This window comes from Bradyrhizobium sp. HKCCYLRH3099 (assembly GCF_051167855.1).
Lineage (GTDB): Bacteria > Pseudomonadota > Alphaproteobacteria > Rhizobiales > Xanthobacteraceae > Bradyrhizobium.
The window spans coordinates 26,278-45,618 of record NZ_JBNPTW010000024.1; the positions used below are offsets into that span (position 1 = coordinate 26,278).

Annotated in this window: 22 protein-coding genes; 7 read left to right on the plus strand and 15 right to left on the minus strand. The window is 65.2% G+C overall.

What is annotated here, in order from left to right; translation table 11 throughout:
• Window positions 1-2: 2 nt before the first annotated feature.
• Both ACQR1Y_RS31410 and ACQR1Y_RS31415 read right to left on the minus strand, forming a co-directional pair.
• Complete coding sequence (locus ACQR1Y_RS31410) at window positions 3-1,550, minus strand: glycerol-3-phosphate dehydrogenase (RefSeq protein WP_434880016.1); 1,548 nt, start codon at window positions 1,548-1,550, stop codon at window positions 3-5.
• Window positions 1,551-1,681: 131 nt separating this feature from the next.
• Entirely contained in the window at window positions 1,682-4,378 is a 2,697-nt protein-coding gene (locus ACQR1Y_RS31415) for a sensor domain-containing protein (protein ID WP_434880017.1), read from the minus strand.
• A 211-nt stretch (window positions 4,379-4,589) separates the two neighbouring features.
• Between ACQR1Y_RS31415 and ACQR1Y_RS31420 the strand changes: the two genes are divergently transcribed.
• A complete protein-coding gene (locus ACQR1Y_RS31420) occupies window positions 4,590-5,693 on the plus strand; it encodes an NAD(P)/FAD-dependent oxidoreductase (RefSeq protein WP_434880018.1) in 1,104 nt (367 codons plus the stop codon).
• Between the two features lie 163 nt (window positions 5,694-5,856).
• Here ACQR1Y_RS31420 and ACQR1Y_RS31425 read toward each other — a convergent pair whose 3' ends face one another.
• The gene (locus ACQR1Y_RS31425) at window positions 5,857-6,042 is read right to left on the minus strand and encodes a YdcH family protein (RefSeq protein WP_434861175.1); all 186 of its coding nucleotides are present in this window, start codon (window positions 6,040-6,042) and stop codon (window positions 5,857-5,859) included.
• 290 nt (window positions 6,043-6,332) lie between these two features.
• Here ACQR1Y_RS31425 and ACQR1Y_RS31430 point away from each other — a divergent pair, with 290 nt between their 5' ends.
• The 3 genes from ACQR1Y_RS31430 to ACQR1Y_RS31440 all read left to right on the plus strand — a co-directional run bounded on the left by ACQR1Y_RS31430 (window position 6,333) and on the right by ACQR1Y_RS31440 (window position 7,210).
• On the plus strand, window positions 6,333-6,539 hold the full coding sequence (locus tag ACQR1Y_RS31430) for a YdcH family protein (protein WP_434861176.1): 207 nt from the start codon (window positions 6,333-6,335) through the stop codon (window positions 6,537-6,539).
• Window positions 6,540-6,678: 139 nt separating this feature from the next.
• Window positions 6,679-6,888, plus strand: a complete 210-nt coding sequence (locus tag ACQR1Y_RS31435) for a hypothetical protein (RefSeq protein ID WP_434880019.1) — start codon at window positions 6,679-6,681, stop codon at window positions 6,886-6,888.
• A 70-nt stretch (window positions 6,889-6,958) separates the two neighbouring features.
• Window positions 6,959-7,210 carry a hypothetical protein gene (locus ACQR1Y_RS31440; RefSeq protein ID WP_434861178.1) on the plus strand — a complete coding sequence of 84 codons (252 nt, stop codon included), beginning with the start codon at window positions 6,959-6,961 and terminating at the stop codon, window positions 7,208-7,210.
• A 150-nt stretch (window positions 7,211-7,360) separates the two neighbouring features.
• Here the strand turns inward: ACQR1Y_RS31440 and ACQR1Y_RS31445 are convergent, their stop codons facing one another.
• Window positions 7,361-8,017: a GGDEF domain-containing protein gene (locus ACQR1Y_RS31445; RefSeq protein WP_434880030.1), complete on the minus strand. Its 657-nt coding sequence runs from the start codon at window positions 8,015-8,017 to the stop codon at window positions 7,361-7,363.
• 164 nt (window positions 8,018-8,181) lie between these two features.
• On the opposite strand from ACQR1Y_RS31445, the gene purE reads away from it, so the two are divergent.
• The 3 genes from purE (at window position 8,182) to rpsU (ending at window position 10,240) form a co-directional block, all read left to right on the plus strand.
• Window positions 8,182-8,670, plus strand: a complete 489-nt coding sequence (gene purE / locus ACQR1Y_RS31450) for a 5-(carboxyamino)imidazole ribonucleotide mutase (protein WP_434861180.1) — start codon at window positions 8,182-8,184, stop codon at window positions 8,668-8,670.
• Window positions 8,667-9,776 carry a 5-(carboxyamino)imidazole ribonucleotide synthase gene (locus tag ACQR1Y_RS31455; protein WP_434880020.1) on the plus strand — a complete coding sequence of 370 codons (1,110 nt, stop codon included), beginning with the start codon at window positions 8,667-8,669 and terminating at the stop codon, window positions 9,774-9,776. Before purE ends, ACQR1Y_RS31455 begins: the two co-directional genes overlap by 4 nt.
• A gap of 167 nt (window positions 9,777-9,943) precedes the next feature.
• A complete protein-coding gene (gene rpsU, locus ACQR1Y_RS31460) occupies window positions 9,944-10,240 on the plus strand; it encodes a 30S ribosomal protein S21 (protein ID WP_434861182.1) in 297 nt (98 codons plus the stop codon).
• Between the two features lie 225 nt (window positions 10,241-10,465).
• Here rpsU and ACQR1Y_RS31465 read toward each other — a convergent pair whose 3' ends face one another.
• The 11 genes from ACQR1Y_RS31465 to ACQR1Y_RS31515 all read right to left on the minus strand — a co-directional run bounded on the left by ACQR1Y_RS31465 (window position 10,466) and on the right by ACQR1Y_RS31515 (window position 19,270).
• Window positions 10,466-11,371, minus strand: a complete 906-nt coding sequence (locus ACQR1Y_RS31465) for a hypothetical protein (protein ID WP_434880021.1) — start codon at window positions 11,369-11,371, stop codon at window positions 10,466-10,468.
• Window positions 11,372-11,610: 239 nt separating this feature from the next.
• Window positions 11,611-11,895: a cupin domain-containing protein gene (locus tag ACQR1Y_RS31470; protein ID WP_434861184.1), complete on the minus strand. Its 285-nt coding sequence runs from the start codon at window positions 11,893-11,895 to the stop codon at window positions 11,611-11,613.
• A gap of 17 nt (window positions 11,896-11,912) precedes the next feature.
• Complete coding sequence (locus tag ACQR1Y_RS31475) at window positions 11,913-13,010, minus strand: calcium:proton antiporter (protein WP_434861185.1); 1,098 nt, start codon at window positions 13,008-13,010, stop codon at window positions 11,913-11,915.
• A 64-nt stretch (window positions 13,011-13,074) separates the two neighbouring features.
• A complete protein-coding gene (locus ACQR1Y_RS31480; RefSeq protein WP_434861198.1) occupies window positions 13,075-14,412 on the minus strand; it encodes a sodium:proton antiporter in 1,338 nt (445 codons plus the stop codon).
• Window positions 14,413-14,509: 97 nt separating this feature from the next.
• Window positions 14,510-15,310 carry an alpha/beta hydrolase gene (locus tag ACQR1Y_RS31485; RefSeq protein WP_434880031.1) on the minus strand — a complete coding sequence of 267 codons (801 nt, stop codon included), beginning with the start codon at window positions 15,308-15,310 and terminating at the stop codon, window positions 14,510-14,512.
• A gap of 18 nt (window positions 15,311-15,328) precedes the next feature.
• The gene (locus ACQR1Y_RS31490) at window positions 15,329-16,726 is read right to left on the minus strand and encodes an NAD(P)(+) transhydrogenase (Re/Si-specific) subunit beta (protein ID WP_434880022.1); all 1,398 of its coding nucleotides are present in this window, start codon (window positions 16,724-16,726) and stop codon (window positions 15,329-15,331) included.
• Window positions 16,727-16,784: 58 nt separating this feature from the next.
• Complete coding sequence (locus ACQR1Y_RS31495) at window positions 16,785-17,102, minus strand: proton-translocating transhydrogenase family protein (protein ID WP_006612207.1); 318 nt, start codon at window positions 17,100-17,102, stop codon at window positions 16,785-16,787.
• 23 nt (window positions 17,103-17,125) lie between these two features.
• Window positions 17,126-18,253 (minus strand): Re/Si-specific NAD(P)(+) transhydrogenase subunit alpha, encoded by a 1,128-nt coding sequence (locus tag ACQR1Y_RS31500; protein ID WP_434880023.1) that lies wholly within the window; start codon window positions 18,251-18,253, stop codon window positions 17,126-17,128.
• A gap of 141 nt (window positions 18,254-18,394) precedes the next feature.
• Window positions 18,395-18,547 carry an aa3-type cytochrome c oxidase subunit IV gene (locus tag ACQR1Y_RS31505; RefSeq protein ID WP_434880024.1) on the minus strand — a complete coding sequence of 51 codons (153 nt, stop codon included), beginning with the start codon at window positions 18,545-18,547 and terminating at the stop codon, window positions 18,395-18,397.
• A 106-nt stretch (window positions 18,548-18,653) separates the two neighbouring features.
• Window positions 18,654-19,049: a type II toxin-antitoxin system death-on-curing family toxin gene (locus ACQR1Y_RS31510; RefSeq protein ID WP_434880025.1), complete on the minus strand. Its 396-nt coding sequence runs from the start codon at window positions 19,047-19,049 to the stop codon at window positions 18,654-18,656.
• Complete coding sequence (locus tag ACQR1Y_RS31515) at window positions 19,046-19,270, minus strand: AbrB/MazE/SpoVT family DNA-binding domain-containing protein (RefSeq protein ID WP_006612211.1); 225 nt, start codon at window positions 19,268-19,270, stop codon at window positions 19,046-19,048. Before ACQR1Y_RS31515 ends, ACQR1Y_RS31510 begins: the two co-directional genes overlap by 4 nt.
• Window positions 19,271-19,341 lie beyond the last annotated feature (71 nt).

Genomic DNA, 19,341 nt, shown 5'->3' on the forward strand with positions numbered 1-19,341 from the left:
AGCTAGCCGCCGATCGACTGCAGCTCAACCTTACGGGCCGGACTATCCCCGCCCGCTTCGCCAAGCCGGGCTGCGTTCTGGCAGGAGGCCGTGGCCATGAACGCGGCCAGGGCGTCGCGATCGGCTGCGGCCATGGTCAGACCGAGCTTGGTCCGCCGCCACAGCACATCTTCGGGAAACCGCGCCCATTCCCTGGTCATGAGGTAGCGGACTTCAGCCTCGGTCAGCTCGGACCCGAACGTCTGGCCCAGATCGGCGCGCTCGCGGGCGTCACCGAGGATCTGCGCCAGCCGGGTGCCGTAGGCGCCGACCAGCCGCCGGGCCTCGGCCTCGCCAAGGAAGCGCCAGCGATCGCGGGCGTCATCGACGAGGTCCTCGAACCGCTCCCAGCCGAAATCGCCGCCCGGCAGCGGAGCCCGCGCGGTCCAGCGCGGCCGCAACTCATAGAATTTCGCCAGGCTGGAGACCGCCTGCTCGGCACGGCGCCGCGCGGTCGTCACGTCACCACCGCACATCGTCAGCAGCGGCGCCAGACGGCGGCTGGCATGCAGGCTCACGACGGACTCGAGTGTCTCTGCGCCGGCGTCACGGAGCAACGTCGCGTTGGCGCCGGAGACGGTCCTCACCACATCCACGGGCTGGATGTCGGAGCGGAAATAGCGGTTCGCCGCCTTGCAGAGATACGCCACATCGGCCGCGGGCATGGACACGACGGCCGGATCCCCCTTGAAGCCGTGCGCCACCGAGCCGATCAAAGTGTGCTCGCGGTCATAGGGCTGAGCGAAGATCAGCCGTCCGTCCGAATTCTGAAACACGTAGACCGCGTCGACGTCGAACAGCCTGGGCACGACGATCTGGCTCACTTGCCGCGCCGTGACGCGCGGCGGCGGCTGACGCAGCACGGTCTCGGCGGTCGAGACGCTCCAGGCGCCGGTGGCGTTCGCCAGAGCGGAGGCGGTGACGATGCGGCGGTGGCCGCGATCGATGATTGCGAGCCGCCAGATGCGATCGCGATCGGCCCGGATGCAGCGGGTGCCGGTTCGGATCGCGGCTCCGCGCTCGGCAGCATCCAGCGCGGTCAACACGACAAGCCGCGAATCATCGACGACGCAGTCGGAGTATTCGAAGGCCGTGCCGAACGGACGTTTCAGGGCGTCGCCGATCGGATGGTGGGTGACGTCGAGCGCCTGCGCCGCCGGCAACCGTCGTCCCGGGCCGAGCCGGTCGTAGAGCCAGAGCCCGGCGCGCAGCTGCCAGGACGGACGCTCATTCGCGTGCGCAGGAATGGCAAAGCGAACCGGGCGAACCAGATGCGGCGCGATCCCGAGCCAGACGGCCCGCTCCGCGAGCGTCGCGCGCACGCGCCAGAGGTTGCGGCGCTCCAGGGCTGCGAGATCTCCGTGGACGAGGCGGGACGTCGCCGAGGACGCCGCGCCGCCGAGATCCCCCTGCTCCACCAGGAGCACGCGCAAGCCGCGGCCAGCCGCATCGCGCGCCAGACTGACGCCGTTCAGGCCTCCACCAATGATCGCAAGATCGTAGTCCGCCATACGCAACGTCTTCGAGCGTGTCAGGACGTGCGATCGTAAACCTGCGTTTGTGATTCTCGTAGTGTCCGGCGCGACGGATCAGCTGATAAATCGATGCTGTTGCGTGCCGGCCTCTGACCGCAATCTTACGGTCAGCCCGTCTTGCGCACGGTCGTAACGATGTCGTCGGAAGCGCGGCCCACCACGCCGTCATACTTGTCGATCGGCAAGGGCTTGCCGAGCAGATAGCCCTGGACGGAGTCGCAGCCCTGTTCGGCGAGGAAGCCGAGCTGCTCCGGCGTCTCGACGCCTTCGGCCACGATCGACATGTTCATGCCGTGACCGAGGCCGATGACCGCACGAATGATCGCCGCCGATTGCGGGTTGCGGCCGAGATTCATGACGAAGGCGCGATCGATCTTGATCTTGTCGAACGGGAAGGCCTGCAGATAGCTCAGCGAAGAATAGCCGCTGCCGAAATCGTCCATCGACACGCGGACGCCGAGCGCCTTCAGCCGGCGCAGCAGCGAGACGCCGCGATCGAAATCCTCGATCAGGACGCCCTCGGTGATCTCGAGTTCGAGCCGGCCGGGCGACAGCCCGGTCTCGAGCAGGATCGAATGCACCAGCGCCACCAGATCGCCATGGACGAACTGGGCCGGCGACAGGTTGACGGCGACCTGCAGCGGCTTCGGCCAGGACGCCGCCTCGCGGCAGGCTTCGCGCAGGATCCACTCGCCCATCTCGACGATCATGCCGCTTTCCTCTGCGAGCGGAATGAAGTCGCTCGGCGGCACGAAACCGCGGACCGGGTGCTGCCAGCGCGCCAGCGCCTCGAAGCCAATGATCTCGCTGGCATCGACGGTGCGCCCCGAACTGGCCTGCGGCTGGAAGTACAGCGACAGCTCGCCATTCTTGATCGCGACCGACAGCTCCTGGTGCAGAACGCGGCGATCGCGAATCTGCTGGTCCATCTCCGCCTCGTAGAAGGTGATGCTGCCGCGGGCCTTGGCCTTGGCGCGGAACAGGGCCGCGCCGGCATTGGCGAGCAGCGAGGCCGGCTCGTGCCCGTTGTGCGGGAACACCGAGATGCCGGTGGTCAGCGCGGTGCGGATGGACTTGCCGTCGATATGGAAGTCCACCGCGATGGCCGCAGCCAATTGTTCGGCGAGCGCCCTGCCCGCCTCCGGCTGCTTGCCGTCGATGATCAATCCGAACTCGTCGCCCGACAGGCGCGCGACGACGCCGCCGCGGGCGACAGCTTGAACGCGCCGCGCGACCTCGATCAGGAGCTTGTCGCCGACGGCGTGTCCGAAGACGTCGTTGACGTCCTTCAGGGCCTTCAGGTCGACGTTCAGGACGGCGAATTCCTCGTCGGTGTCCCGGCAGGCCTCGATCATCTGGCTCAGCGCCTGCAGGAAGGCGGCGCGGTTCGGCAGATCGGTGAGGCCGTCATGATAGGCCATGTGCGCCATCCGCGATTCGGTCTGGCGCCGGTCAGTGACGTCCTCATAGGTCTTGATCAGATATTGCGGCTCACCGGCATCGCCGAGCACCGTCACCCGCCGGGTCAGGAACAGCCGCAGCCCGTCCTTGGTCGAGATCGGGTGCTCCTCGGTCAGGAGCGTGCGCTTCTTGATGGCGGCCTCGTCGCGCGCGATGATCAGCCGCGCCTCGCGCGGATTGAAGATGTCGGTGGCGGTGAGGCCGGTCGCGTCCTCGCGCTTGCGGTTGAGGATGATCTCGGCGCTGCGGTTGGCGAGCAGATAGCGGCCATCTTCGACGCTCTCGACGATCAGCGAAACCGGGATGTTGTCGACGATGAGCTCCAGGAACTTCTTGGTGTTCTCGAGCTCGAGCCCAAGCGAGCGCCGCTCGGTCGCGTCCTCGAACACCGAGATGAGGAATTGCGGCTCGCCCTTGTCGTTGGTGGCGAGCACACGGTTGGAGTCCAGGATGCGCTGCTGTCCCTTCCGATGCACCACCAGCTCGTTGCGGTAGCACGATCCGGGCATGCGCATGGCGGCCTGATCCGCGGCTTCGATATTGGCCGCAGTCTCGGCCGAGAACAACTCGGCGGGCCGGCTGCCGACGATGCGTTCGCGCGGAATGCGTGAAAACTCCTCGAAGGCCCGGTTGGCGAACACGTAGCGGCCGTTTTGCAAGTCCCTGGCCGCGACGCAGACCGGAACATGGTTCAGCACCGATTCCAGGAACTGCTTGGTCGAGGCGAGCTCACCTTCGAGCCGGCGCTGGGCGGTGCAGTCCTCGTGAATGCCGATCGATCCTCCGGTTGGGAGTTGGAAGATCGTGACGCGAATGGCCCGTCCATCCGGAAGCTCGGTCAAACATCCGCCGGGCTCGTTCGCCTGGCGCGCAAATTCTTCGGCAGTCAAATTGAGCAGACCGCGCGCCCGCCGCAGTTCGACCAGTTCCCGGCCGGTGCAGCCCGGCGGAATGTCCGCCCGGCTCAGACCCCAGATCTCGAGGAAGCGATGATTGTAGAACACGACGCGATTGGCGGCGTCGACGAGTATCAGCCCCTGGCTTAGATTGTTCAGCGCGGAGCTGACGAAGGCGTTGCGCCGTAGCTGCGTCCGTTTGGTCCGCCGCAGCGCGGAATGGACCCAGATCACGATGGACGCGAGGAAGGCGCAGACGACGACGCCTGCGATCAGCACCTCCCAGAGCACCTCGGGTTCGACGCTGCCGATATAGCCGGACGGAAGAAAACCGGGCGATGCCGCCGAGGCGCACGTCGACGCCGCCGCCGTGACGGCCATCGAGGCCGCAACGACACGCGCCGTAAACGCGCCTCGGTCGCTCGCCTGCCAATTCTTGCCAGCCATCAATCACCCGCGGTATTCGGATGGCATTCTCTGGCTCGACCGGTTGGGATCGGGTAAACGGTTTCCACAAACTTCGAAAAACACGAAGCAAATTCTGGCGATGACCTTCTATGATGAATGGTTTGCTAAGCAGTGGCATGCCTAGCGGCGAATTTCGCCCACCAGCGATTGCAGGGGATCATGAGCTCTCGGGATTGTTTCAGGAAGGCGTATGGAAAAGGTTGACTGCGTCGTCGTCGGTGCTGGTGTCGTAGGACTTGCGATCGCCCGCCAGTTGGCCGTGACAGGCCGTGAGGTGATCGTTCTCGAGGCCGCCGAGGACATCGGCACCGTGACCTCATCTCGCAACAGCGAAGTGATCCATGCCGGCATCTATTACAAGGCCGGCAGCCTGATGGCGCGGTTCTGCGTCAGCGGCAAACGCATGCTCTACCGCTATTGCGACGAGCATGGCGTTCCCTACCGCAATTGCGGCAAGCTGATCGTCGCGACCAGCGCGGCCGAGACCGAGAAGCTGCAGGGCATCCGCGCGCATGCCGAGGCCAACGGCGTCGAGGGCATGCGGCTGCTGACCGCGTCCGAAGCGCTGGCCCTGGAGCCGGCGCTGGCCTGCGAGGCGGCGCTGCTGTCCCCCTCGACCGGCATTCTCGACAGTCACGCCTACATGCTGTCGCTGCGCGGCGAGATCGAGGATGCCGGCGGCGCGCTCGCGTTCCATACCCCGCTGCTGCGCGCCAAGGCCGCGGGCGGCGTCATCGAGATCGAGGCCGGAGGCGAGCAGCCGATGACGCTCGCCTGCCGGCTTCTGATCAACGCGGCCGGCCTCGACGCTCCCGCCGTGGCGCGGCGGATCGAGGGCATGCCGCCGTCACACGTGCCGACGGCCTATCTCGCCAAAGGCAACTACTTCAGCTGCAGCGCCAAGGCGCCGTTCACGCGGCTGATCTATCCGGTGCCGGAGCCGGGCGGGCTCGGTGTCCATCTCACGCTCGACATGGCCGGACAGGCGCGCTTCGGACCTGATGTGGAGTGGGTCGATAGGATCGACTACACCGTCGATCCCGCGCGCGCCGACCGTTTCTACCCGGCGATCCGAAGGTACTGGCCGGCGCTGCCGGACGGCGCCCTGATGCCGAGCTATTCGGGAATCCGGCCGAAGATCGTTCCGCCGGCGATCGCATCGCAGGACTTCGTGATCCAGGGGCCGCGCGATCACGGCGTCGATGGATTGATCAATTTGTTCGGAATCGAATCGCCGGGCCTGACCTCATCGCTCGCGATCGCCGCTCATGTGGGCGAACTCATCACGAGCTGACGAGGCGCAGGATCCGGGTATGAAGATCGCGTTAACCGGTCGCCGAGCAGGCGGACGGTTGAAGATCCTTCGGGCGGATTTCCATCAGCGACTGGGATGGAGTGATCACCATCCCAGCGCGAATGACCTTGATGTAGCAAACTCAGTCGGTCGTAGTCACAACTCAGTGAAGCGTTTCGGTCGTCACCTGTCTCAAGCGCTCGATCTCATCCTTCACCATCAGTTTGCGTCGCTTCAGTTCGGCAATGCGCAGATCGTCTGTCGATGGGTGAAGGAGAGCTTCATGCAATTCGTTTTCAAGAACTTTATGCTTACGCTCCAGTTCAACGAGATGCGCCTGAAGGGCCATTCGAAACCTCCTTGGTAGGTGAACCTGAGATTCGACCAGGGCCATTGAGTGTACACAAGTCGCTTGACCTGTCGATGGGGCCAAAAGACCGCACATGGAGATTTGACCGCCGTGCGTAATGAAGCGTGAGAAGATCCGGACGAATCTCGGGCCGACGCCAACCTGAAATTCACGGGACAGCCGCAGACTTCATGACATCAGCGGCTTGCGCCTGGGCTTCGCAAGCGCAATATTCGCGCTCCTCGCCCCGGGGCTTCCCACTTCCTTCCGCTTTTTTGCTATCATAGATCATGGCTGACCAAGACGAGCGCGAACTGCAGGCCGAACTCGCACGCCTGCAGCAGGAGCACCGCGACCTCGACGCGGCGATCGATGCCTTGCATCATTCGCCCGCGCCCGATCTGTTGCGTCTGCAACGGCTGAAGAAGCGAAAGCTGCAGTTGCGCGACCGGATCGCGTTCATCGAAGACCAGATCACGCCCGACATCATTGCGTGAGAATGGGCCAGCTTGGCTGACCGATCTTTTCGCGGGGGGCGGCTGTGAGTTCGCCGCGCGGCATATTGACAGAATAAGAACAAAGAGCGAACATTCGACCATCCAGCCGGCGCGCTGGCCGAACAAAGAGGATGGTCCAATGCCCGCTTCCCCCGCTTCCGGTGATCGCCTTTACGAACAAGCCTGCGATCAAGCGATCGCGATGTGCGACGGCAATCTGCGCTCCACCATCAAGGCGCTGATCATGGCGAACGAATATCTCGAGCTGGAGCTGCAGGAACTGCGCGCCACGATCTCCTGCGGCTGCATGCCGAACACCGCATCGGACGCGCAGAGCAACGCAGCCTGAGCACTCCCCTCAATCTCCAAAAGATCACCGCCGCGTTTGCGCTGCTCTCTGCCGGCCGAAGGAGCATGCAATGCCTGATGTCACCTACTACGTCGCGATGCCGTTCAGACGCGATGAATCCGGGGCGCTGGTCGCAGGAACGGCCGAGGAGTGTCGGAGTTCGGCGGCGGCCCTCCGACGCGCCGAGGCGATGTCACGCCTGCCGGACAATATCGGCGCCCTCGCTTTCAGCCGCAGCGGCGATCCCTTGATGGGCGAGTTCAGCGATGCCCAACTGTTGCACAGATTTGGCGACCTGCCCGACGATCTCGGCGAGTTGTAGTCGGTACGAACGCCGGGGGAGAACGGGCAGCGGGACTTTGTACTGACCTGTTACTGATCTGCCCGATGGTCGAATGCTTGCCTCCGAGGCTCAGACGTTGTGAAGCCAGCGAGGCCGTTCGATAGGCTTCGAACGAGCGATCAGGTCAGGTCACTGAAACACCTCGTGCCGGCGCTGCGCCTTGCGGATGTACATCGCTCGGTCGGCCTCCTCGAGCGCTCGCACGGGATTGACCCGCTTGTCCAGCAGCGCAACTCCGGCTGAGGCGCCGGCGCGCACGGTCTGATCGCCAAACGTGACGGTCAGGTTGTCGATAGCCGCCTCCAGCACGGCGGCCTTGGCGCGCGCATCGGTCTCGCTGAGGTGCCACATCAGCACGCCGAACTCGTCGCCGCCGAGCCGCCCGATGACGTCGGACGCGCGAACCTGCTGGCTGAGAACCCGCGCGACGGCCTTGAGCACCTCGTCGCCGGCGGCATGACCAAACGCGTCGTTGATCGGCTTCAGACGGTCGACATCGAGCACGATGAGCGCGCCGGTGGCGTCGTAACGCTTGATGAACGCGATCGAGCGGTGGAGTTCGCGGGCGAAGCCTCGCCGGTTGAAGATGTCGAGCAGGACGTCACGCTCGGACAGGATCGTGAGCTCGCTGATCCTCTCCTGGGCCGCCGCGAGCTCGGCCTTGAGCCGCCGGATCGCCTGCCGCGCACCGGCCGGGCCGGCCCCTCTCTCCAGCGGCCTTGCAGCGCGCGCGCTCCTGCGGCGGTAGCGGGTTCCCCGTTTCCCGCCTCGTCCCGCAGTCATCATGCGCTTCTTTTTCATTCGACACCTTGCCGCGCCGTCGTTTGGGGCTTGCCGGCCTTTACCAAGTCAGGATAGTCCATCCGGACCTCCATGCCATGGCTTGCCGCTGTCGGGACCGATCCTATACTCCGGCCCATGCTGATGGATTCCCGAGAAGAATTGAGGTCATGACCGCCCCGATCGCCATCATCATGGGAAGCCAGTCGGACTGGGATACCATGCGCCATGCCGCCGATACACTCGGTGCGCTCGGCGTGAGCTATGACGCCCGTATCGTTTCGGCGCACCGCACCCCGGACCGGCTGTACGCCTTCGCCAAGGGCGCCAAGGCGGCCGGCACCAAGGTGGTGATCGCCGGCGCGGGCGGGGCCGCCCACCTGCCGGGCATGACGGCCTCGCTGACGGAGCTGCCGGTGTTCGGCGTCCCCGTCGAGTCCAAGGCGCTGTCGGGGGTCGATTCGCTGTATTCCATCGTCCAGATGCCGGCCGGCATTCCCGTCGGGACACTCGCCATCGGCAAAGCCGGCGCCATCAACGCGGCCCTGCTCGCCGCGAGCGTGCTGGCGCTGTCGGACCCGGCGCTGGCCAGCCGCCTCGCCGCCTGGCGTCAGGCCCAGACCGATGCGATCGCCGAACGTCCGGAGGGCGCGGCGTGACCGGCTCCCCTCGGGTGAAGCTCAAGCCCGGCGACACCATCGGAATTCTCGGCGGCGGCCAGCTCGGCCGCATGCTGGCGCTCGCCGCGGCCCGGCTCGGGCTGCGCTGCCAGGTGTTCTCGCCCGATCCGGACTCGCCGGCGTTCGATGTCGTGCTGAACGCGACCTGCGCCGAATATGCCGACGTCGAGGCGCTGGAGCTGTTCGCCAACGACGTCGACGTCGTGACCTATGAATTCGAGAATGTGCCCTCCGCTGCGGCCATGGTGCTCGCGGCGCGGCGGCCGGTGCTGCCGAGCCGCTCGGCTTTGGAGACCACGCAGGACCGCCTGACCGAAAAGGATTTCGTCACCTCGCTCGGCATCCGGACCGCCAATTATGCCGACGTATCGTCGGTCGCGACCCTGCGCGAGGCCGCGTTCCGGCTCGGCCTGCCGGCGGTGCTGAAGACCCGCCGGTTCGGCTACGACGGCAAGGGCCAGGTCAAGGTCCGCCAGGGCGACGATTTCGAGCGGATCTGGGCCGAACTCGGCACCAAATCGGCGATCCTGGAGGCCTTCGTGCCGTTCGAGCGCGAAATTTCCGTGGTGGCGGCCCGCGCGGCGGACGGCCAGGTGGAGTGTTTCGACGTCACCGAGAACGAGCACCGCGACCATATTCTGAAGGTCTCGCGCGCCCCGGCGCGGATTCCCGACGCGCTCGCCGACGAGGCCCGCGACATCGCCAGCCGGATCGCCACCGCGCTCGATTATGTCGGCGTGCTCGCCGTCGAGATGTTCGTCGTGACCAGCGGACCCCATCCCGGCGTGCTGGTCAACGAGATCGCCCCGCGGGTGCATAATTCCGGTCACTGGACCCTCGATGGCGCCTCGATCTCGCAGTTCGAGCAGCATATCCGGGCGATCGCCGGCTGGCCGCTGGGCAAGCCGCTCCGCCACGGCCAGGTCATCATGACCAACCTGATCGGGGACGAGATCGACACCTACGAGCAGTGGCTGACCGTTCCCGGCGCGACCGTTCACCTTTACGGCAAGGGCGCCGCCCGCCCGGGCCGCAAGATGGGCCACGTCACCCAGGTCTTGCCGCTTCCGCCACGGCAGGGCTGAAATAAACCTGCCCCGCGGCGTTAAACTTGCCGTCATGGGCCCGCCACCGGGTGGACAGCGGGGGACTCCTCTGATACATGGGCGCGCTCAAGGTTAAGGGCGCGGCCATTTGCCAGCCCTGGCTTCACCAGATTTTCAAACCGATAGACTGAGAAAGAGGATGCCGCGTGCAGGTTCTCGTTCGCGATAACAATGTCGATCAAGCCCTCAAGGCGCTCAAGAAGAAGATGCAGCGCGAGGGCATTTTCCGCGAGATGAAGCTCCGCGGCCATTACGAGAAGCCCTCTGAGAAGAAAGCCCGCGAGAAGGCCGAAGCCGTGCGCCGCGCGCGCAAGCTGGCCCGCAAGAAGCTGCAGCGTGAAGGCCTGCTGCCGATGAAGCCGAAGCCGGTGTTCGGCGCTGGCCCCGGTGGTGACCGTGGCGCGCGTGGTCCGGGCGCTGGCCCCCGTCCGGCTGCGCGCTGAGCCGCCAGACCACCTCTTCAAGCGATCTGCTGATGTGAAAGCGCGGGCCAATGGGCTCGCGTTTTTGTTTTTGCCACCATGCCCCGGCCGCGCTGGAAGGCAGGTGCGGTCGCGCATCCCATATCGTCGCCACGCCTCCCGCAACGCCTGCTGGCCACAAAAGAAAGAGCGGCAGACCGGCAGGTCTACCGCTTCACGGATCAGTTCGCGGATCGATCCGGCCGACTACTTCGGCAGCACCGAGTGGAACACCGACTTGGCGGCTGACATCATGTCCTGCGCCACGTTGGACATCTGATCCTTGATCGACGGATCCTTCTCCGCACGCAAATCGAGCGGACGCAGCTGCTGCGCGGGAATCTCCGCCGGCGGCGTCAGCCGGCCGTCCGGCTGCACCGATCCCGTATAGGCCGGGTTCGAGGCCGACGGCATGGCGAAGCCCTGCTCGGCCGGCGGCGCAGACACCGTCACCGGCGGCGGCAGCGGACGCACCGGCGACACCTGCGGCGCGGCCGTCACGACGCGCGGCGTGTCGCGGGCCTGATCGTTGTTGGACGGCTTCTCTGCCGTCGCCTTGTCCGCCGATCCCTTTCCGGCGCCCTCGCTCGCACGCAGCCTCTCGATCGCAGCGCGAGCGAGGTCAGCCGCATCACGACGCTCCTCGGGCTGGGCAGCAGGCGTCTCGGCCGGCGTCCCCCGCGCAATCAGCTTTTCGCGCGGCGAGGTCGGGTGGCGGGCAGCCGGCGTTTCGGTCGGGAGGCTCGCGGTCTCCGTCGGCTTCACCTCGACCGCCTTCTCGGCGGCCTTGTCGGCCAGCGACTTCTCCGACACGCCCTTCGCCTTGATCCCCGGCACGGGAGCGTTGGACAGCGCGGCCGAGGTCTCGGCCGGCTTGGCATCGGGCTTGGTGCCATCAGCCGACTTCTCTACGGATTTGGGAACCTCGCCCTTGTGGGCATCAGGCTTGGAGCCTGTCAGCTTGGCATAGGCGGCCGACGCCACGGCCGCCACGGTCGAAGGCGGCGCGTCGGGCTTGGTGTTGATGTAGTGGTTGACGATGTAGGCCCCGATGATGGTGGCAACCACCGACGGGATGATCTCCAATGCGAACTTTGTGAGATATTTCAGCATGCTGACCACTCCCGCGCGGTATTTGCGGGAACTTTGAGGCACAATTAAGGGACCATTCCCATACCTCTCGGCCCACGCCTAACGCCGTCACAGCGGGCGGCACGCGCCGAAAAGTCGTTTCCCCGAAAACCTTTGAGACCAGAGCCGTGCGGCAATCCGAGACCACGCTGGGACAGCCACAGCCTTCCGGATCGCCGGTTTACGGTACCACAATCAGCGGCATCCCGGTAAACAAATGGTTACGGCTTCAATTCAACTTCGAGGAAAACGATCTCGGAGCTGGTCTCGTTCAGCACGTCGTGTTCCACACCGGCCTTGCGGAAGTAGGACTTGCCCACCGCAAGCTGCGCCTTCGAACGCTCGCCCGAGGGCGCCACGATCGTCATCTCGCCGGCCGTGACAGGAACGATCACGTAATCCATTCCATGGACATGGCGTCCCGTCGCGCTTCCCGGCGCGAGCCGCCACTCCGTGACGCGGACTTCGGGCGTATCGACCTGGACATCGGACTGGGCGCTGAGCATGCGGGTGTTTCTCTGAATCAGGGCACGAAGAGGAGAAAGAGGAATATCGCGAACACCACCACATGCACCAGCCCGAACAGGATGTTGGTCCGTCCAGTGCCGAATGTCAGCATGCTCAAGACGAAGGTCAGCACCAGCAGCACCATCCCCTGCGCGTCCAGTCCGAGCACGAGCTGCTTGTCGAGCGCATAGGCCGCGACTGCCACGGCCGGGATGGTCAGGCCGATCGTCGCGAGCGAGGACCCCAGCGCCAGGTTGATGCTCTTCTGCAGATCGTTGGCGCGCGCAGCCGAGATCGCCGCCACGCTCTCCGGCAGCAGGATCAGCAGCGCCACCAGGACACCGGCAACGGCCGGTGGCGCGCCGGTCGCGGCCACCCCGGCATCGACCACCAGCGAGAATTTCTTGGCGAGCAGCACGACCGCGAGCAGCGCCACCAGCAGCAACCCGATGCTGACCATCAGCTTCGACCGCGGCAGCCGAACATCGTCATCGCTGAAGCCGGTCGAGCCGCCGACGAAATAGTCCCGGTGGCGCGTGGTCTGCGTGTACAGGAACATCGCATAGAGCAGGATCGTGACCACGCTGACGAAGGCGAGCTGCGCTGCGGAATACACCGGGCCGGGCGCGGTCAGCGTATAATTCGGCAGCACCAGCGTGATGGTCGCCATCGTGAACAGGACGCTGAGATAGAGGTTGGCGCCGGAGACGAGCACGTCCTGCTCGCGATAGCGCAGGCTGCCGATGAACACGCAGACGCCGACCAGGCCGTTGCAGACGATCATGACGACGGCAAAGACGGTGTCGCGCGCCAGTGCCGGCGCGGCCTTGTCGCCGAGCATGATGGTCGCGATCAGCGCCACCTCGATCACGGTGACCGCGAGCGTCAGCAGCAGCGTGCCGAACGGCTCGCCGATCTCATGCGCGATGACCTCGGCGTGATGCACGGCCGCGAACACCGTCCCGAACAGGATGACGAGCAGCGCGGCCGCGAACACCAGACCCGCCGCCGAGGGCGTGAAGTCGTAATGCGCCAGGGTCACGCCCGCGACCAGCGCCACCGCCAGGCCTGGAAAGATCACCGATGATGCGGGTGTTGCGCCCTTGACGCTCATGACGTCCTCCGTCGCTTGCGCACCCGCCCGCCGGATCGTCGGGTCATCGACGGCATCGAGCGGGTCAGTGCGCGCTGAGCAGCGGATGAATCGGCAGCAATGTCAACAACACGAACAGCGGAATCAGGACGGCGGCCGCAAACAGCATGTAGCCGAAGAAGCTCGGCATCTTGATGCCGCGCTCGTTGGCGATCGCCGCGACCATGAAATTCGGCGCGTTGCCGATGTAGGTCAGCGCGCCCATGTAGACCGCGCCCATCGAAATGGCAGCCAGCGTGCCGGAGAGCTCGCCCATCAGCACCTTGGGATCGCCGCCGGCGAGCTCGAAGAACAGCAGGTAGGTCGGAGCATTGTCGAGGAAGGCCGACATCAGCCCGGTGAACCAGAAATAGGCGACCTCGCGCGGCGCGCCTGACGGCGTGGTCACCGCGTTCAGGAGCCATCCGAAAGCCCCCTCATGGCCGGCGTTCAGCATGGCGATGACGGGAACGATGGCCGTGAAGATCGCCGCGAACAGTTTGGCGACCTCGCGGATCGGCTCCCAGTTGAAACCGTTGGCCTCGCGATGCTCGTCCGGCGTGAGCCAAAGCGAGAGGCCGGCGATCCCCACCAGGATCGCGTCGCGAACCAGGTTCTGCAACTCGATATGCGTGCCGACGATGTCGAACGAGATGCCCGGCTTCCAGCTCGCCGAGACCAGCGTGTTGACGACGATGGCGCCGATCAGAACGATGTTGACGAGCCCGCGAACGCGCACCGGCTCCTTCTTTCCTGATGCGTCCGCGACCGGCTTCTCCGAGCGGAAACGCCAGATGTCGATGGCGGCAAAGATCACGAGCAGCAGGCCGGCGACGATCGCGGTCTGCAGCCAGATGTTGCGCATGGTCCAGAAGAAGTCGACGCCGCGCAGGAAGCCGACGAACAGCGGCGGATCGCCGAGCGGGCTCAGTGCACCGCCGACATTGGCCGCGAGGATGATGAAGAACACCAGCACATGCACATTGTGCGGCCGGCCCAGATTGGCGCGGATCAGAGGACGCACCAGGATCATTGCGGCGCCGGTGGTTCCGACCAAGCTCGCGATGATCGTGCCGAGCGCCAGGATGGCCGTATTGGTGGTCGGCGTGCCCCTGATGTCGCCGGTCACCAGGATGCCGCCTGCGACGGTATAGAGCGTGAACAGCAGCACGATGAAGCTGAGATACTCGGCGAGGATGGCGTGGACGAACGACGCGAATGCCGCGCCGAGGCCGGCCTGCCAGGTCAGGGCCGCCAAGGTCGTCAGCGCCCATGCCGCGGCGACCTTGCCGTAGTGGTGATGCCAGAACTTGGCGAACAGCAGCGGACCGAGCGCGATCGACAGCAGCAAGCCCGCGAAGGGCAGCGCGAACGGCCAGGTCATCGCGGCACCGTTCAACCCGGCGGCATGCGCATCGACCGGCAGAACTGCACAGAGCAGCATGACGAGGAGCGGCACAGGCCTGCTCACGCGGAGAAAGCTAGGGGCTGTCGATGAAGCCTTTTGCCGTTTCTGTCGCACCAAAAAGATCCAAATCGTTATGGCCGCCATCAGGAAACCGTACGAACCGCTTGGGGTCATGCGCAAGCGCGAACAATCGTTCCCCGAAGCGGATCGAAATGCCCGGATCCCTGGCGCCGTGCATGATCAGGAGCGGCACGTGGACCTTGGCGATGCGCTGATCGGAGTGGAAACGGTCGAGCATCAGCAGACTGACCGGAACCACTTTCAGCATCTCGGACGCGACATCGACGGTGGACGTATATGGCGCTTCGAGAACGAGCTTCTCGATCGGATGCTCCGCGGCGATCGCCGTGGCCACGCCGCTGCCCAGCGAGAAACCCCAGACGACAATTCGTTTTGCCTCGTAGCGCTCGCGCGTGAAAGCATAGGCGGATGCGGCATCCTGAAGCAGACCCTGCTCGCTCGGACTGCCGGTCGAGCCCGCATAGCCGCGATAGGACAGTGCAACGAGTCCCGTGCCATCGGCCGTCAGCGCCTTGAAGCGCGAGACCACGCCGGCGAGGAAATCGCCATTGCCGGGGAAATAGAGCACGGCCTTGCGGCCGGGCTTCGCAGGCACGTGCCAGACGATGACCTTCTCGCCATCGGCGGAGGTCAGCACGTGCTCTTCGGCCTGGGGAAAACCAGCATCGGCAGGCGCGGTGCGGCCGACCGGCGGGATCGGAAACAGCATCGCGCGCTGGCGCACGAACAGCACCGCGAGCACGGTGGCGTAGATCGCCACCAGGACAATCAGGAGCCATTTCAAACCGGTGATGGCTCCTGACAAGGCGCGCTACATGCCCTTGACGATGTTCTCGGTCATCTTCTTGGCGTCGCCGAGCAGCATCATCGTGTTGTCGCGGTAGAACAGCGGATTGTCGATGCCGGCATAGCCCGAGGCGAGCGAGCGCTTGATGAACATCACGGTGCCCGCCTTCCAGACCTGCAGCACGGGCATGCCGTAGATCGGCGAGGACTTGTCTTCCTCGGCGGCCGGATTGGTGACGTCGTTGGCGCCGATGACGAAGGCAACGTCGGTCTGGGCGAACTCGGAGTTGATGTCCTCGAGTTCGAACACCTCGTCATAGGGGACGTTGGCCTCGGCGAGCAGCACGTTCATGTGGCCGGGCATGCGGCCGGCGACCGGGTGAATGGCGTACTTCACCTCGACGCCTTCCTTCTTCAAGGTGTCGGCCAGCTCGCGCAGCGCGTGCTGGGCCTGGGCCACCGCCATGCCGTAGCCGGGTACGATGATGACCTTGGACGCGTTCTTCATGATGAAGGCCGCATCATCGGCCGAGCCGAGCTTGGCGGGCTTCTGCTCGCCCGTCGCGCCGCCAGCCGCGGCCGTCTCGCCGCCGAAGCCGCCGAGGATGACCGAGATGAAGGACCGGTTCATCGCGTGGCACATGATGTAGGACAGGATGGCGCCGGAGGAGCCGACCAGCGCGCCGGTGATGATCAGCGCCGAATTGCCGAGCGTGAAGCCGATGCCGGCGGCCGCCCAGCCCGAATAGGAGTTCAGCATCGAGATCACGACCGGCATGTCGGCGCCGCCGATCGGGATGATCATGAGCACGCCAAGCGCCAGCGCCAGGATCGTGACCATGAAGAAGTCGAAGCCGCCGCCGGTCAGCACGAGGCGGACGACGAAGAACACCAGCGCGACCGCCAGCGCGATGTTGATGACGTGGCGCGCGGGCAGCATGATCGGCGCGCCGCTCATCCGTCCCGACAGCTTGAGGAAGGCGATGACGGAGCCGGTGAAGGTCAGCGCGCCGATGGCGACGCCGAGCGACATCTCGATCAGACTCTGCGGGTGAATGTTGCCGGACGTGCCGATGTCGAAGGCTTCAGGCGCGAAGAAGGCGCCGGCGGCGACCAGCACCGCGGCCATGCCGACCAGCGAGTGGAAGGCAGCGACGAGCTCGGGCATCGCCGTCATCGGAACCCGGCGCGCGATCACCGCGCCGATGCCGCCACCGATCGCAACGCCGAGGATCACCAGGATCCAGGCCACAGCATCCGCCGGCGGATGGCTGGCCAAGGTCGTGACGACCGCGATCGCCATGCCGGCCATGCCGAGGAAATTGCCCTGGCGGCTGGTGGCGGGGCTGGACAGCCCGCGCAGCGACAGGATGAACAGCACACCCGCCACGAGATAAAGGAGTGCCGACAGATTGGCGTTCATTGCAGATGCCCCGTTGTGCCTGTCATCCCGCGTCGCGCGGCGTTGTTATGCGGCGTTATTACTTGGACTTCTTCTTGTACATCGCCAGCATGCGCTGGGTGACGAGGAAGCCTCCGAAGATGTTCACGCAGGCGAAGATCAGCGCGATGAAACCGAAGGCCCGCGCCAGCCCGCTGCCGCTCGACACCATCGATACGCCGACCGCGAGCAGCGCGCCGACCACGATGACCGAGGAGATCGCGTTGGTCACCGACATCAGCGGCGTATGCAGCGCGGGGGTCACCGACCACACCACGAAGTAGCCGACGAAAACGGCGAGGACGAAGATCGACAGCCGGAAGACGAAGGGATCGACGGCTTGGACGACATGTTCCATGGCTTTGCTCCTCAGACCTTCAACTACGCCTTCGGCTGAAAATTCGGGTGGATGATGGCGCCGTCCTTTGTCAAAGCCGTGGCCTTGACCAGCTCATCGTCCCAGTTGACTGCAAGCGTCTTCTCCTTCTTGTCGATCATCGTTTCGATGAAGGAGAACAGGTTGCGGGCGTAGAGGCCAGACGCCGAGGCCGCGACGCGGCCGGCGAGGTTCGGAAAACCGATGATCTTCACGCCGTCGATCTCGACGGTCTCACCGAGCTTCACGCCTTCGACGTTGCCGCCGCGCTCGACCGCGAGGTCGACCAGGACCGAGCCGGGGCGCATCGACTTCACCATCTCCATGGTGACGAGGCGCGGCGCCGGACGGCCGGGGATCAGCGCCGTGGTGATGATGACGTCCTGCTTCTTGATGTGTTCCGCGGTCAGAGCAGCCTGCTTGGCCTGGTACTCCTTGGACATCTCCTTGGCGTAGCCGCCGGCGGTCTGCGCGTTCTTGAATTCCTCGTCCTCGACCGCGAGGAACTTGGCGCCCAAGCTCTCCACCTGCTCCTTGGTGGCGGGACGCACGTCGGTCGCCGAGACGATGGCGCCGAGACGGCGCGCGGTCGCGATCGCCTGCAGGCCGGCGACGCCGACACCCATCACGAACACCTTGGTCGCCGGCACGGTGCCGGCCGCGGTCATCATCATCGGGAAGGCGCGGCCGAACGCCTCGGCGCCCTCGATGACCGCGCGATAGCCGGCGAGGTTGGCCTGGCTCGACAGCACGTCCATGACCTGGGCGCGGGTGATGCGCGGCATCAGTTCCATCGCGAAGGACGCAATGCCGGCATCGGCCATCGCCTTCAGCGCGGCGTCGTTGCCGTAGGGGTCCATGATCGCGAACACCAAGGCACCGCGGCGGTAGCTGGCGAGCTCGGAGGCTTCCGGCCGCTTCACCTTGATGATGATGTCGGCGTCCTTGAGCGCATCGGCGCTGACGGTCGCGCCCGCCGCCGTGAATTCCGAATCCGGCAGGCCGGACTTGATGCCTGCGCCGGGCTCGACCGCGATCTCGGCACCCAACGCCTTGAACTTCTTCACCGTGTCGGGAGAGGCCGCGACCCGCGGCTCCAACGGGTCGATTTCCTTGGCGACGGCAATCTTCATGAGGCCTCCGGCGCGGATGCGCGCGCGAGCTTAAAAACGGGCGGGACGTCCACAGGCTCCAGCATGACACCTGGGTCAGCGATCGGCTGCGGCAGTCAGCTGAAGGCCCGCCGGCGGGATGCCGGCGGGCCCAGTGCGACATTAAACGAGGAAAATAGCCATCAAGATGACGATCAGCGCGACGCTGATGGTGCCGTACTTCACCAGCTTGATGAAGCCTTCGTAGGTGGCCTCATGCGCCGGATAGTCGTTGCCGGCCGCCGTCGAGTAGGCGATCTCGCCATGGTTTGCCATCGGGGTCCCCCAGAGTAAGTATGCTTTGTTAAGGTCGCATACCTCAAAGCCAATGCAAGGGCAACGGCTGGCATGCAAGGCGGTTTTATCGGTTTTTCCGATCGCCTTATTGGCTCGGCCAATTGTCGCGGATCCAGCGCGTCAGGCTGGCCTCGCTGACCTCGCCGGCGGCGAGGGCGAGGATCACGGCGGTGGCCTGAGCCGGGTCCGGTGCAAACGCGATGTCGTTTCTGCGTAGAAACGTCATCATTGCCATGAAGGCGATGCGCTTGTTGCCATCGACGAAAGCGTGGTTCTTGGCGAGACCGAATGCGTAAGCCGCGGCAAGCTCGGGCAGCGTCGCCTGTTCGTAGCTCCATTTGTTGATGGGCCGCTCCAAAGCCGAGCGCAGCATGCCTTCGTCGCGCAGCCCCGGCGCGCCGCCAAAGCGGCGAAGCTGACGCGCGTGGATCGCGATGGCCTGCTCATACGTGATCCACAGCGGCTCCCGTTGCTCGCTCATTTGGCGAGCGCCGCCAGGGTGTCGCGATACTCGTCCATGAGCTCGTCGGCGATCTCCATCGTCCGCTCGAAATCCGGATCGTAGGGCAGCGCCTGGAACCCGCCACCGGGCAACTCGACGATGTGCAGCTGCTGACCGCGTTTGAGATCGAGCCGCTGCATCAGCTCGCGCGGCAGCAGCAGGCCGTCGGAATTGCCAATCTTCTTGATTTCGATCTTCATGGGTCGACCCACGGAAAGAGGCGCGTTATACAAATGTATAACGCACCTCTTCATTCCGTTCAACAGATGTT